The organism is Micromonospora chersina, assembly GCF_900091475.1.
GTDB classification, from domain to species: Bacteria; Actinomycetota; Actinomycetes; order Mycobacteriales; family Micromonosporaceae; genus Micromonospora; species Micromonospora chersina.
In genome coordinates this window covers 1992295-2005594 of the sequence record NZ_FMIB01000002.1, presented here as the reverse complement: position 1 = coordinate 2005594, position 13300 = coordinate 1992295, and the positions used below count along the sequence as shown (strand labels likewise).

Here is a 13300-nt window from a genome sequence, read left to right as displayed (position 1 = left end):
GACGCGCGCAGCGGGCGTCCACCCGGTTTCGGTGTCAGTGGGTGCCGCCGAGGTTGAGCACCACGACCCCGGCGATGACCAGGCCCGCGCCGGCGACCTTGGCGACGGTCAGCGGCTCGCCGAGGAAGGCCGCCCCGATCGCCATGATGGCGGCGGTGCCGAGCCCGGACCAGATCGCGTACGCGACGCCGACCGGAACGTCCCGGACGGTCAGGGAGAGCAGCCCGAACGACGACAGGTACGCGACCGCGACGCCGAGCGTGGGCCAGAGCCGGGTGAAGCCGTCGGTCGCCTTGAGCAGGCTGGTGCCGATCACCTCGGCGGTGATCGCGCCGAGCAGGAAGAGGTACGCCACGGGGGGACCGTACCCGGGCGGGGTCAGCCCCGGGCGGGCTCGCGGAGGGCGTCGACGAACGTGTGCCAGGCCGCCGGGCTGAAGGTGAGGGTGCCGCCGGCGCGGTCCTTGGAGTCGCGGACGGCGACGACGCCGGGCAGGTTGTCGGCGACCTCGACGCAGTTGCCGCCGTTGGAGCTGCTGCGGGTGCTGGTGCGCCAGCGGGCGCCGGTCAGGTCAGCCATGGCCGTGCCTTCAGGAGGTGGATGGTCTGGTCGCGCGGCAGCGCCACCGACCTGAGAGTGTCCCAGACCTGCCAGAGGGCGGCAACGTCCTTCGTGGTCCGCCCGGCGGCCTGGTCGTCCAGATAGGCCACGTCCTCGGCGTCGTCGCTGCTGGCGATGACGAACGGCCCGGCCTGGCCGGGGTGGAAGCCGGCCCGCAGCGGCAGCACGTGCAGCAGCACGCGGGGGCGCTGGGCCATGGTGACGAGGTGGTCGAGCTGCGGCTGCATGATCTCCGGGTCGCCCCGGCGCAGCGCCGCCTCGTCCACCACGAAGATGGTCAGCGGCGGTCGGGGCCGGTCGAAGACGGCGGCCTGGCGGGCCAGCCGGGCGGCCACGTAACCCTCCACCTCGTCCGCGCCGAGGGGCCCGCTGCTCAGCACCGCGTGCGCGTACTCCGCGGTCTGGAGCAGGCCGGGCAGCACCGACGGCTCGAAGGAGCGGAGGTTGTCCGCCCGGCTCTCGACCTCGGCCCAGGGCAGGAACCAGACCGGCTCCCGGCGGCGGACCACGTCCGGCCACAGCTCGCCGATCTCCCGGCGGACCGCGGCGGCGACCTGGGCCCGGTGCCGGGTCTGCGGCACCCGGCCCGGGTTGACCCAGTGGGCGGCGGTCTTCGGGTCCACCCCTATCCGCCCGGCCAGGGATTCGGCCGTCTCGCCCGCCTCGGCCATGGCGATCCGCAGCGCCTCGTTCACATCCGCCTCCATCGTGGACGTTCCGGACTGGCGCCGACCCTACCGTCACGGAAGGTGCTCGTCACGCGACGCCGCGTGCGATCGGTGAGGGGACGCGCGAGGGGTGGCCGGCGTGGACGGCCACCCCTCCATGCGGATCCCTCAGGACAGCGTGCAGGCGGTGCCGTTGAGGGTGATCAGGTTCGGGTTGGGGTTCGGGCCGCCGGACGTGGAGCCGTTCAGCCCGAAGGTGACCGTGCCCCCGGGCGCGATCCTCGCGTTCCACGACTCGTTCTTCGCGGTGACGGTGGCCCCGGACTGGGTGACCTTCGCCGACCAGTAGCCGCTCACCTTCTGGTCACCGACGAACGCCCACCGGAGGCTCCACCCGTTCACCGCCGCGTTGCCGGTGTTCTTCACGGTGACCTGGGTGGTGAAGCCGTCCGGCCAGCTGCCGTGGGTGGTGTACGTGACCGCGCAGGTGGGCGCCGGCACGGCCGCCGCGTCGCCCTGGTCGGCGAGGAACGACGCCAGCCAGGCCAGCGCGGAGTTCCAGTTGATCGCCATCTCGTTCGTCGCGTACGAGTTGATGTCGTCGACGTAGCAGAACATCGGCGCGCAGCCGGCGAGCAGGTTGGCCGCGTACGGGTCCTGGAGGGCGGCGTTCGGACCACCGGCGAGGGAACCCGCGGGCGGGTTCGGCAGGTCCGGGTTGAGCTGGTGGGCGAAGATCCGGCTGTGCTGGTTGCGCGCGTGCTGCTCGCCCCAGCCGGTCACGTACGACATGTTCAGCGCGTTGCGGCCGAGCAGGTAGTCGGCGCTCTGCACGGCGCCGTCCCGGTACTTCGCGTCCCGGCTCAGGTCGAACGCGGTGGCCAGCACGATCGCGTTGTTCACGAGGTTGCTGTTGCTGCCCCAGACGTACGCGTCGGCCCCGCCGGGCAGCGGCAGCCCGTACGCCTGGTCCCGCACGGTGGCCAGGTAGCGGTCGGCCGCGGCGGTCACCGAGGCGCGGATCCGGGCCCGCTCGGCGGCCGGCAGGCCGTTGGGCACGGTGGCCAGGTCGAGCCGGCCCAGCGCGGCCACGCTCTGCCAGCCGAAGGCACCGCCGGTGGCGAAGACGTCGGCGGTGTGCAGTGGGGAGGCCGTGAGGTCGGTCAGGTACGCCGACGCGCCGGTGGTCAGCCACAGTTCGACGGCCGCCCAGTAGAACTCGTCGGTCACGTTCGTGTCGTCGTACGCGCCGCCACCGGTGCCGTCGGTCGCCGACGCGTACACCGCCGGGTGGGCCTTGGCCGCCGCGTACGCGGTCTTGGCGGCGGCGCCGCAGCGGGTCGCGAACGCGGCGTCGTACGGGGCGAAGAGGCGCGCGCACTGGGCGGCCACGGCGGCCAGGTTGAGCGTGGCGGCGGTGGACGGCGGGTGCAGTTCGCGGGGCTGCGGGTCGTCCTGCGGGGCGAGCGGCAGCCCGGTCCAGTTCCGGTCGTGGATCTTGTGGTGGACCATCCCGGCGAGCGGCTGGCCGGCCGGCACCTGCATGCGCAGCAGGAACTCCAGCTCCCAGCGGGCCTCGTCGAGGATGTCCGGGACCGTGTTGCCGCGCTCCGGCACGCGCAGGGTGGCGTCGCCCAGCGCCGGACCGCCGGCGGCGCTCTCGGCGGTCCGGGTCCGCTCGAAGGCGTTGAGCAGCTGGTAGGTGGCGATGCCGCCGTTGACCACGTACTTGCCGTGGTCGCCGGCGTCGTACCAGCCGCCGCGCACGTCGAGGGAGTAGTCGCAGACGCCGGGCTGGCAGGGCACGTCGGTGTCGCCCTGGTTGGGTGCCACGCCGAGGTGGCCGGCCGGGCGGGCGTAGGCGGCGCCGATCAGGTCGCCGTCGATCGGGGTGCCGCTGCGCTGGGCGTAGAAGAACTGGAGCGAGTCGGCGCGCAGCCGGTCGTAGAGGGCGCCGGAGATGTCGAACGGGTGGCTGGTCTCCCCGTCGACGACGAGGGTGTAGCCGGTGCCCGGGGTGCGGTACGCGGAGAAGTCGACGGTCTGCACCCGCTGCCCGGAGGCCGGGTCGACGCCGCGCGGGGTGGTGGTCCCGTCGGCCACCACGGTCCCGGCTGCCGACCTGAGCTGCCAGGGCAGCGCCTCGGCGGCGTCGGTCACCACCGTGGCGTTCTTCGGCCCGCCGGGCAGGTAGCCCACCTGGTTGACGCGCACCCGCGGCCCGGTGTCCGGCTCGTACGGCGGGGCCGCCTCGCCGCCGCGCAGCGAGACGTTGTCCAGGCAGAACGTCTGCGCCTCGGGACTGCCGCCGACCTGGAAGATCAGCTGGGCGCCGGCGTTGTCGGCCGGGGCCGTGAACGTCCTGGCGACGTGCTGGGCGGTGGCGGTCGCGGTGGCGTCGACGCTGGCGTACGTCGTGTAGGGGGCGCTGCCGAGCTGGAGGACGGCCTTGACGGCCGCGCCCGGGGTGGCGGAGATGTCGAAGGAGAGTTCGTACTCGGCGCCGGCGATGAGCGGCACGGCGTCCTGGCCGATGCCGGCGTCCCAGGGGTTGGTCAGGCCGCCGGCGACGGTGGTGCAGAGCCGGCCGTCGGTGACCCCGAGGTCGCCGGTGCCGTAGGAGAACCAGGGGGAGGTGCCGGCGCTGAAGTCGCCGTTGCGCAGCTGTTCGGGGGCGTCCGGCGGCACCTCGGCGCGGGCCGGGGCGGCGGTGCCGCCGGTGAGCGCCAGGGCGGCGGCGGCGGCGAGGGCGGTGAGCCGGCGTCGGGATGGGGTCACGGAGGTTCCTTCCGTGGTCAGAAGGGGGGCCGGGAGCTGGGAGCGCTCCCAATACCGGACCGATGTTTCCAGCGTGTTCCCGCGCTGTCAATCGATCCGGCCCGATGGCCTGCTCCGCGCCGCCGACAGTGAGATTCGCCGCGCCACGTAGCATGGTCCTGATCTCCTAGAGACAACCGAGCACTCCAACTGGCAGGCTGCCTCCCATGACCCTGAAGCTTCGTTCCGTCGGGGCGAGCGACCGTGGGCTGATCCGCAGTGGCAACCAGGACGCCCAGCACGCCGGCAACTGGCTGGTCGCCGTCGCCGACGGCATGGGCGGCATGGCCGCCGGTGACCTGGCCAGCCGCATCGCGATGGACGCGTTCGCGCCGCTGGACGTGGAGACTCCCGAGGACGCGCTGGTCGCCGCCCTCCAGAGCGCCATCGAGCAGGCCACCGCGGGGATCCGGCGGGCGGTCGAGGAGGACCCGGAACGACAGGGCATGGGCACGACCCTGACCGCGCTGCTCTTCGCCCGCACCGGCAGCTGCCTGGCCCTCGCGCACGTCGGCGACTCCCGGGCCTACCTGTTCCGGGAGGGCGTGCTGAAGCAGGTCACCCGCGACGACACCTTCGTGCAGATGCTTGTCGACCAGGGCGTCATCACCGCCGAGCAGGCGAGCAGCCACCCCCGTCGGGCCGTGGTGACCCAGGCGTTGCAGGGTGACGAGGTCTCCCCGACCTACGCCACGATGGTGCCCTGGGCCGGCGACCGCTGGCTGCTGTGCAGCGACGGCCTCTCCAACGTCGTCCGCCCCGACACCCTCGCCGAGGTGCTCGGCGGCCACCCGGACCGGGAGGCGTGCGCGGCCAAGCTGATCGACCTGGCGCTGCGGGCCGGCGGCCCGGACAACGTCACGGTGGTCATCGCCGACGTCGTCGAGGAGTAGCCGGGTCAGCGCCGGCGCGGGCTGGCGCGCCGGGTCGGCTCGGCGCTGGTCGGGTCCTCCGGCCACGGGTGACGGGGGTAGCGGCCGCGCAGCTCCGCCCGCACCTGCGGGTAGCCGGTCCGCCAGAAGGAGGCCAGGTCGGCGGTGACCGCCACCGGCCGGCCGGCGGGGGAGAGCAGGTGCAGCAGCACCGGCACCCGGCCGTCGACGATCCGCGGCGCGTCCTGCCAGCCGAACGTCTCCTGGAGCTTCACGGCCAGCACCGGGGCGGCCGGGTCGGCGTAGTCCAGCCGGACCCGCGACCCGCTGGGCACCGGCAGCCGCTCCGGCGCCAGCTCGTCGAGCCGGGCCGCCTGCCGCCAGTCCAGCAGCCGCCGCAGCGCCGCCGCCACGTCGACCCGGGCCAGGTCGGCCCGGCGGCGGGCGCGGGCCAGCTCCGGGCCCAGCCAGGTGGGTGCGGCGGCGAGCAGCGCGGCGTCGGAGACGTCCGGCCACCCGTCGCCGAGCGCCTGCCGGCAGCAGGCCAGCCGCCGGCGCAGCGCGGTGGCCTCCGGCGTCCAGGTGAGCAGCGCCAGGCCCTCCCGGCGCAGCCCGGTGAGCACCGCCTCGGCCAGCTCCGCCGGGTCGGGTGCGGCGAGGGGCCGGTCGACCAGCTCGATCGCGCCGAGCCGCACCACCTCCCGCGCCACCACGTCCCCGCCGGACCAGCCGACCTCGCGCGCGGCGTGCAGCAGCGGCCCGCCGGCCTCCCGGGCGGTCGCCTCGTCCACGGGGGTGGCCAGCCGGACCCGGGCGGTCGGCGCGCCGGGGGAGCGGTCGGCCACCGCGATGGCCAACCAGAGGGACCCGGTGAGCCCCGACCCGCCCGCCAGCTCCGCGGCGGTCCCACCCGCCATGAGGTACGCCGACCCGCCGCTCCGCCGCACCCGAGCCACCCGCTCCGGGTACGCCAACCCGACGAGAAGCCCCGCCGCAAGATCATCCTTAAGCCCCTCGGCCCCGCGATCTTGCACTTGGTGCCCCCGCCGTGGGGTTTTCGTCCCTTCTGCCCGGGCGCCAACTGCAAGATCGCGGGGAGGGGGTGGGGTGGGGAGGGTGGTGCGGAGGCGGCGTACCTCGGTGCGCCAGCGGGCGGTGGCGGCCGGGTCGGCTCCGGTGCGGAGGCGGCGCCACAGGGCTGTCAGGTCGTCGCCGGCGCCAGTGAGGGTTTCCTCGGCCAGGAGTGCGACCACCTCGGCGGCCCGGTCGGCGCCGACCCGCTCCGCGCCGTCGAGTAGCGCCCGGGCCAGCCGGGGGTGCGCGCCCGCGGCCGCGATGGCCCGACCCCGGGCGGTGATCCGGCCGTCGGCGTCGACCGCGCCGAGCGTGGTCAGCGTGTCCCGGGCGACGGCCAGCGCGGCCGGCGGCGGGGGATCGGGCAGCGCCAGCCCGGTGCCGTCCGGGGTGCCCCAGGCCGCCAGCTCCAGGGCGAACCCGGTCAGGTCGGCGGTGGCGATCTCCGGCTCGGGCTGCGGGGCGAGCCGGGCGTGGGTCGCCTCCGACCAGCACCGGTAGACCGCCCCCGGCGCCTCCCGCCCGGCCCGGCCGGCCCGCTGGGTGGCCGCCGCCCGGGAGACCGGCACGGTGACCAGCGCGCCCAGGCCGCGGGCCAGGTCGGTGCGGGCCACCCGGCTCAACCCGGCGTCCACCACGACGCGTACCCCGGGCACGGTCAGGCTGCTCTCCGCCACGGCGGTGGCCAGCACGACCCGGCGCCGTCCGGGTAGCGGCGTCAGCGCCGCGTCCTGCGCGGAGCCGGGGAGCCGGCCGTGCAGGGGCAGTACGGCGACCGCGTCGCGCAGGTCGGCCAGGCGGCCCGCGACGGCGGCGATCTCGCCGGCGCCGGGCAGGAAGACCAGCACGTCCCCGTCGCGCTCGCGCAGCGCCCGGCGCACGGTGGCCGCCACGTGGTCCAGCAGCGCCGGGTCCACCCGGCCCGCGCCGGGCGCCGCGACCGGGCGCGGCGGCGGCGCCCAGATCCGGTCCACCGGGTGCAGGGCGGCCTCGGCCCGCACCACCGGCGCGGGATCACCCCCGCCGAGCAGCGCGGCGAACCGGTCCGCCCGGGGGGTGGCCGACATGGCCAGCAGCCACAGGTCCGGCCGGAGCGTGCTGCGGGCCTCCACGGTGAACGCGAGCGCCAGGTCGGCGTCGAGCTGCCGCTCGTGGCACTCGTCGAGCAGCACCGCGCCGACGCCGGGCAGTTCCGGGTCGTGGTGCAGCCGGCGTACGAGCAGGCCGGTGGTGACCACCTCGATCCGGGTCCGTGGGCCGACCCGGCGCTCGCCGCGTACGGCGTACCCGATCCGCTCGCCGACCCGCTCACCGAGCAGGGCCGCCATGCGGTGCGCGGCGGCCCGGGCGGCCACCCGGCGGGGCTGGGCGATCACCACCCGGCCGGGGACCTCGGCGGCCACCGCGAACGGCGCCAGGGTGGTCTTGCCGGTGCCCGGGGGCGCCACCAGGACCGCCGCGCCGGCCGCGCCCAGCGCCTCGACCAGCGCCGGCAGCACCGGCCGGACCGGCAGGTCCAGGGAGACGTCGGAGAGCACGGACCCACTCTCGCACTCCCGACCGGGCGGCCGGCGCGGGGTCCTGTTCGACTTCTCACATTGACCGTGACCGCTTCATCGCGTGGAGTGACGGTCATGGCGATGATGGCGTACGACGAACCTTCGGCCGCCGCCTTCGCGGCGACCCGGCACCTGCCTGCCGAGGGCCTGGCGAGCTGGCGCGCCGCGGTGTCCCGGCACCTGCCCGTGGGGCCTGGCGACCGGGTGCTCGACGTGGGCGCGGGCACCGGCGCCTGGGCCGCCGCCTTCCGCGACTGGTACGGGGTGCGGGTGCTGGCGGTCGAGCCGGCCGCGGCCATGCGGGCGCGCTCGGCGTACCCGGAGATGGTGGCCGGCCGGGCGGAGGCGCTGCCGATCGCGGCGGCCGGCCTGGACGGCGCCTGGCTCTCCACGGTGGTGCACCACCTGCCCGACCTGCCGGCGGTCGCCGCCGAGCTGCGCCGGGTGCTGCGGCCCGGCGCTCCGGTGCTGATCCGGTCGGTCTTCGCGGGCCGGGGCGGCGGGGTCAGCCTGTTCCGCTGGTTCCCGGAGGCGCTGCGGGTGCTGGACGGCTATCCCTCGGTCGCCGAGGTCTGCGCGGCGTTCGAGCCGGCCGGGTTCGCCCCGGTGGCGCTGGAGCCGGTGCCCCAGGTCAGCGCCCGGTCGCTGCGGGCGGCCGCGGACGGGCTGCGGCGCGCCGCGCACACCCCGCTGGCGCTGCTCGACGACGCCGACTACGACCGGGGGCTGCGCCGGCTGCGTGCGGCGGCGCGGCGGACGCCGCACGCTCCGGTGGTCGACGCGTTGGACCTGCTGGTGCTGCGCTGAACACGGAACGGCCCGGCCGGCGCATCGCCGCCCGGGCCAGGGTGGACGCGGGCGGTGGCCGGGCCCGCCGACCCGGCCACCGCCGTCACCCCCTAGTACGTTCCGTCGAGCTGCCCCCGCAGCTTCGTCAGCGCCCGGGCCAGGAGCCGGGACACGTGCATCTGCGAGACACCGATCTGCTCGGCGATCTGCGACTGGGTCAGGTTGCCGTAGAAGCGCAGCGTGAGGATCTTCTGCTCGCGCTCGTCGAGAGTGGCCAGCGCCGGCCCGAGGGCCACCCGCAGCTCGGCCAGCTCGAACTCGCCGTCCTCGCCGCCGAGCATGTCGCCCAGCTCGGTGGCCCGGTCGCCGTCGCCGGTGGGGGTGGACAGCGACACCGCGTTGTAGGCGCGGGCGCCCTCCAGGCCCTCCAGGACCTCCTCCTCGGTGAGGTTGAGGTGGCCCGCGATGTCGGCGACCGTCGGCGAGCGGCCGAGGCTCTGCAGCAGCGTGCTGTTGGCGTCGGAGATGGCCAGCCGCAGCTCCTGGAGGCGACGCGGCACCCGGATGTCCCACGTGCGGTCGCGGAAGTGGCGCTTCAGCTCGCCGATGATGGTCGGGATGGCGTAGCCGGCGAAGTCGACGCCGCGGGACGGGTCGAACTTGTCGATGGCCTTGATGAGGCCGACGGCGGCGGTCTGCGCCAGGTCGTCGGTGGGCTCGCCGCGGCCGCTGTAGCGGTGGGCGAGGTGGTTGGCGAGCGGCAGCCAGGCCTCGATCGCCCGGTCGCGCAGCGCGGAGCGCGACGGGTGGTGGGCGGGCAGGGCCGCCATCGCGTTGAGCAGGTCGGCGGCGCTGTCGGTGAGCGCCCGCGGGTCGAGCTTCTCGGTCGTGGACGGCGGTGTCGTCGCCGGTTCGCTGATCGTGTGCGCGGTCATGGGTGGTCCTCCCTGCACCTCGTCCGCGAAACAAAAAAGACGTGACGCTTCGGTTTAGCTTCAGTTAGGCCGTTCGGTAAGCCACCTTAACCTGATCGGCCCGAGGAAATCTAGCCGAAAGTACGATGTACTTAAGCCGTGTCACGGCATGAAGCGCGTGAACCGGGGCAGAAGTCCTCGGATGGCCGACCGGCGCGCATGGGCGAGGCGGTCCGCACCGGCTGACCGGACGGACGAACCGCCGGGCCGACCGGTCAACGTGAAACCCGACACTCGGCGCACACTGTCGCCTTTCCGTCGTTGTCCCGCCGATGGGACCGCCCGTAGCGTCCAGGTGTACACGTCTACGGAGGCACCGTGCTGGATCCCGCCGCTCCGCAACTCGTCGTCAACGCCCGGACCGTGCTGTTCAGCTGGCTCCCGGCGGACCCCGACGCGGTCGCTGCGCTCGTCCCGGCGGCCCTCCGCCCGCACGCCGACCACCAGGTCTTCCTCTGCCAGTACGTGGTCGACGACGAGACCCAGACCTCCGGGTTCGGCGCGTACTCGCTCTCGTTCCTGGGTGTCTCGCTCGCGGACATGGAGCCGCCCGACGGGGACACCCCCGGCGGCTGGTGGACCCACTACCTCGCCTCCAGCCCGCGGGTCCGGCAGTACGCGTCGGCCCGGGGCGCCCCCGCCGAGGCGGGGGAGACCCTTGTCGACGTCCGGGGTGGCCGGCTCGTCGCCGAGACGTGGGCCGACGGGCGCCCGCTCATCCAGGTGACGGCGCGGGTCGGGCACACCGGCACCGAGGCGCACAACGGCCACCACCGCTACCTCACCGAACGCGACGGCGAGCTGATCGTCGCGGACTACCCGTACGTGGCCGAGCCGGTGTCGCCGTTCGAGGTCGAGTCGGTGGAGTTCCTCGCCCCGGAGCACCCGGTGTACGCGCTCCGGCCGGCCAACCCGCTACAGATCTGCTGGGGCTTCTACTCGCCCCGGGTGTCGTTCGCGTACCCGGCCCGGCCGAACGCGCTCGACGAGCCGCTGTCCACCGGCGACCCGGTCGCGGCGGCTCACCAGGTGCCGGCGCGCCGGGCCCGCAGCGGCCTGCCGTCCGGGTCGTAGACCAGCCGGTACGCCGGCAGCGCCCACAGCCGGGTGTGCCAGGGCAGCCGCTCCGGCCGGTGCGGACGCAGCCGACCCGGCGGTCGGGGCCCGGTGCGCCCGGACTCGTGCCACCGTTCCAGCGCCTCCGCCGCCGAGGTGATCGCCGCGACGGCGTCGGCCGGGTCGAGCAGGTCGTGGTCCTCCCCGCCGTCCGGGTCCCGGTCCAGGTGCTCGCGCCACAACCGCAGCCGCAGCTCCCGGGCGAACACCCGGGCCCCGTCGCCGAGGCCCGCCGGATCGGTGGGGGCCCGTTCGTCCCGGGTGTCGTCGAGCACCGCGCAGGACAGCTCGCTGTCGTGGGTCCACGAGCGGCGGTTGAAGTTGTCGCTGCCCACGCTGGCCCAGACGTCGTCCACCACGCAGACCTTCGCGTGCACGTAGACCGGGGTGCCTTCGTGGTTCTCCACGTCGAAGACGTGCACCCGGTCCGGGGCGGCCCGGTGGCAGAGTTCGAGAGCCTGCGCGCGGCCGACCATGTTCGGCGGCAGCGCCAGCCGGCCGTCCACGTCCGGGTGCCGGGGCACCACGGCCACCAGGTGCAGCTCCGGCTGTTCGCGCAGCGCCCGGGCGAACAGGTCGGCCACCTCGGTCGACCAGAGGTACTGGTCCTCCAGGTAGATCAGCCGGCGGGCCCGGCGGACCGCCTTGGTGTAGCCCCGGGCCACCGTCCGCTCGCCGTCCGGGGCGAACGAGTAGCGCGGGCGCACCGCCGGGTAGGTGCGCAGCACCTGGACGTGGTGCGGGCCGCAGGGCGGCGGGTCGGCGGGCTGGTCGGGCAGCGGGTCCGGGCTCAGGTCCGAGCCGCGCAGCCGGTCCCGCAGGTAGGCCAGCGGGTTCTCCGAGTCCAGCGGCATCGGGTCGGTCCACCGTTCCCGGAAGGTGGTGTCCAGCGCGCCGACCACCGGCCCGCGGAGCGCGAGCTGCACGTCGTGCCAGGGCGGGTGCGGGCCGTACCGCGGGGACATGGCGACCGGCTGCGGGTCGCCGCCGTGCGCCGCGTCGTCCCGCCGGCTGTGGCAGAGGTCGATCCCGCCGGCGAAGGCGATGTCACGTTCCGGGTCGCTGGGGTGGCGCAGCACCACCAGCTTCTGGTGGTGCGAGCCGCCGCGGCGCACCCGCTGGTCGAGCAGCACCTCGCCGCCGGCGGCGCAGATCGCCTCGCTGAGGTCGCGGTTCTCCTCCTCGCTGTAGGAGAGCGCGTCGAGGTGGGAGCGCCAGATCAGGCCCTTGACGATCACCCCGCGCTGGGCGGCCTGGGCGAACAGCTGCACCACGGTCGGGCCGTCCGGCCGCATCCGCTGGTCCGGGTCGCCGCGCCAGTCGGTGAAGAAGAGGTGGTCGCCCTCCCCGAGCTGCTCCACCTCGCTGACCAGCCGGTCGAAGTACGCGCCGCCGTGAATTAACGGCTCGGCGAGGTTTCCGCTCGTCCAGACGGGTAACTCAGACCCTGGGTTGGCGCGTTCCTGTGCGGAGAGGAACCAGTCCGGCATAGCCACGTTCCAGCCTCCCGAGGTCGACATCGTCCTCACGGTAGGACCCCCGGCACGGCCCCGCACGCCGACCGCCCCAGGTCGGCGGGGTGCTCGCGTGGGGGTTCACCGGACCCCTGGATCGCGAAACCGAGGAGGCCACAGCATGCCCGCCGAGACGACGAACACCGTGACCGAATACCGCGAGCAGGCGGTGGAGGGTGAACGGGGTGCGCTGGTGGCGGTCCTGTTGATGGTGATCCTCGGCGTGGCCGGCATCTTCGCCGTCTCCTGAGACCGGCGACGGGCGCCCCGGGGGACCGGGACGCCCGTCGGATCGAGCGGTCAGGGGCGGTCGCCCTCGCCCCCGCTGTGCGGCACCCGCTCGGCCGGGACCACCCCGAGCCGGCCGGCCTGGTAGTCCTCGACCGCCTGGATCAGCTCGGCCCGGGTGTTCATCACGAACGGGCCGTAGTGCGCCACCGGCTCGCGGATCGGCTGGCCGCCCATGATGTAGAGCTCCAGCGCCGGGGTGTTGGCGTCCTGCCGCGCGTCAGCGGTGACCCGCAGCGCGTCGCCCGCGCCGTGCACGGCGAGCTGGCCGATGTGGATCGGCCGCCGGTCGGTGCCGACGGTGCCCCGGCCGGCCAGCACGTACACCAGCGCGTTGAAGTCCGGCCGCCAGGGCAGGTTCAGCTCGGCGCCCGGCTGGAGCGTCACGTGCGCGATGGTGATCGGCGTGTGGGTCGAGCCCGGGCCCCGGTGGCCGGCGACCTCACCGGCGATGACCCGGATCAGCGCGCCGCCGTCGGGCGTGGTCAGCAGCGCCGACTCGCGGCCGCGGATGTCCTGGTAGCGGGGCGGGTTCATCTTCGCCACGCGGGGCAGGTTGACCCAGAGCTGGAGGCCGTGGAAGAGGCCGCCGCTCATCACCAGGTGCTCCGGCGGCGCCTCGATGTGCAGCAGGCCACGACCGGCGGTCATCCACTGGGTGTCGCCGTCGGTGATGGTGCCGCCGCCGCCCTGCGAGTCCTGGTGGTCCATGATCCCGTCGATCATGTAGGTCACCGTCTCGAACCCCCGGTGGGGGTGCCACGGGGTGCCCTTCGGCTCGCCCGGGGCGTAGTCGACCTCGCCCATCTGGTCGAGGTGGATGAACGGGTCCAGCTCGGTCATCGGCACCCCGGCGAAGGCCCGGCGGACCGGGAAGCCCTCGCCCTCGTAGCCGCTCGGCGCGGTGGTCACCCGGCGGACCGGGCGGTAGGTGGTGGACTCGGCCAGCTCCGGCAGGCGGGGCAGGACGAGGACGTCGTCGACGGTGATGGCGGGCATCTCGGGCTC

General features: G+C 75.0%; 12 protein-coding genes. 4 read left to right on the top strand and 8 right to left on the bottom strand.

The features are described 5' to 3' along the window. Window positions 1–34 precede the first annotated feature (34 nt). The 4 genes from GA0070603_RS09280 to GA0070603_RS09265 form a co-directional block, all read right to left on the bottom strand. Window positions 35–355 carry a DMT family transporter gene (locus GA0070603_RS09280; protein ID WP_091310256.1) on the bottom strand — a complete coding sequence of 107 codons (321 nt, stop codon included), beginning with the start codon at window positions 353–355 and terminating at the stop codon, window positions 35–37. A gap of 23 nt (window positions 356–378) precedes the next feature. After that, a complete protein-coding gene (locus GA0070603_RS09275; protein WP_091310254.1) occupies window positions 379–579 on the bottom strand; it encodes a DUF397 domain-containing protein in 201 nt (66 codons plus the stop codon). Then, entirely contained in the window at window positions 567–1328 is a 762-nt protein-coding gene (locus tag GA0070603_RS09270) for a DUF5753 domain-containing protein (protein WP_425270425.1), read from the bottom strand. The genes GA0070603_RS09275 and GA0070603_RS09270 overlap by 13 nt, the downstream gene beginning before the upstream one ends. A gap of 129 nt (window positions 1329–1457) precedes the next feature. Then, window positions 1458–4067, bottom strand: coding sequence for a glycoside hydrolase family 9 protein (locus GA0070603_RS09265; protein WP_091310247.1), 2610 nt, complete (start codon window positions 4065–4067; stop codon window positions 1458–1460). A 206-nt stretch (window positions 4068–4273) separates the two neighbouring features. Between GA0070603_RS09265 and GA0070603_RS09260 the strand changes: the two genes are divergently transcribed. Then, window positions 4274–4999, top strand: a complete 726-nt coding sequence (locus GA0070603_RS09260) for a PP2C family protein-serine/threonine phosphatase (RefSeq protein WP_091310244.1) — start codon at window positions 4274–4276, stop codon at window positions 4997–4999. Between the two features lie 5 nt (window positions 5000–5004). On the opposite strand, the gene hrpB is transcribed toward GA0070603_RS09260, so the two are convergent. Beyond that, window positions 5005–7590 (bottom strand): ATP-dependent helicase HrpB, encoded by a 2586-nt coding sequence (gene hrpB / locus GA0070603_RS09255; RefSeq protein ID WP_091310241.1) that lies wholly within the window; start codon window positions 7588–7590, stop codon window positions 5005–5007. Between the two features lie 96 nt (window positions 7591–7686). Here hrpB and GA0070603_RS09250 point away from each other — a divergent pair, with 96 nt between their 5' ends. Then, window positions 7687–8418 carry a class I SAM-dependent methyltransferase gene (locus GA0070603_RS09250; RefSeq protein ID WP_091310238.1) on the top strand — a complete coding sequence of 244 codons (732 nt, stop codon included), beginning with the start codon at window positions 7687–7689 and terminating at the stop codon, window positions 8416–8418. Between the two features lie 92 nt (window positions 8419–8510). On the opposite strand, the gene GA0070603_RS09245 is transcribed toward GA0070603_RS09250, so the two are convergent. Further along, window positions 8511–9335 (bottom strand): SigB/SigF/SigG family RNA polymerase sigma factor, encoded by an 825-nt coding sequence (locus tag GA0070603_RS09245; RefSeq protein WP_091310235.1) that lies wholly within the window; start codon window positions 9333–9335, stop codon window positions 8511–8513. A 357-nt stretch (window positions 9336–9692) separates the two neighbouring features. Between GA0070603_RS09245 and GA0070603_RS09240 the strand changes: the two genes are divergently transcribed. Next, window positions 9693–10448 carry a hypothetical protein gene (locus GA0070603_RS09240; protein WP_091310231.1) on the top strand — a complete coding sequence of 252 codons (756 nt, stop codon included), beginning with the start codon at window positions 9693–9695 and terminating at the stop codon, window positions 10446–10448. On the opposite strand, the gene GA0070603_RS09235 is transcribed toward GA0070603_RS09240, so the two are convergent. Beyond that, window positions 10397–11986, bottom strand: a complete 1590-nt coding sequence (locus tag GA0070603_RS09235) for a phospholipase D family protein (protein WP_091310227.1) — start codon at window positions 11984–11986, stop codon at window positions 10397–10399. The genes GA0070603_RS09240 and GA0070603_RS09235 overlap by 52 nt on opposite strands. Before the next feature lie 139 nt (window positions 11987–12125). On the opposite strand from GA0070603_RS09235, the gene GA0070603_RS32355 reads away from it, so the two are divergent. Beyond that, window positions 12126–12254 (top strand): hypothetical protein, encoded by a 129-nt coding sequence (locus GA0070603_RS32355; RefSeq protein ID WP_255509960.1) that lies wholly within the window; start codon window positions 12126–12128, stop codon window positions 12252–12254. Window positions 12255–12304: 50 nt separating this feature from the next. On the opposite strand, the gene GA0070603_RS09230 is transcribed toward GA0070603_RS32355, so the two are convergent. Beyond that, window positions 12305–13291 carry a pirin family protein gene (locus GA0070603_RS09230; RefSeq protein WP_091310224.1) on the bottom strand — a complete coding sequence of 329 codons (987 nt, stop codon included), beginning with the start codon at window positions 13289–13291 and terminating at the stop codon, window positions 12305–12307. Window positions 13292–13300: the final 9 nt, after the last annotated feature.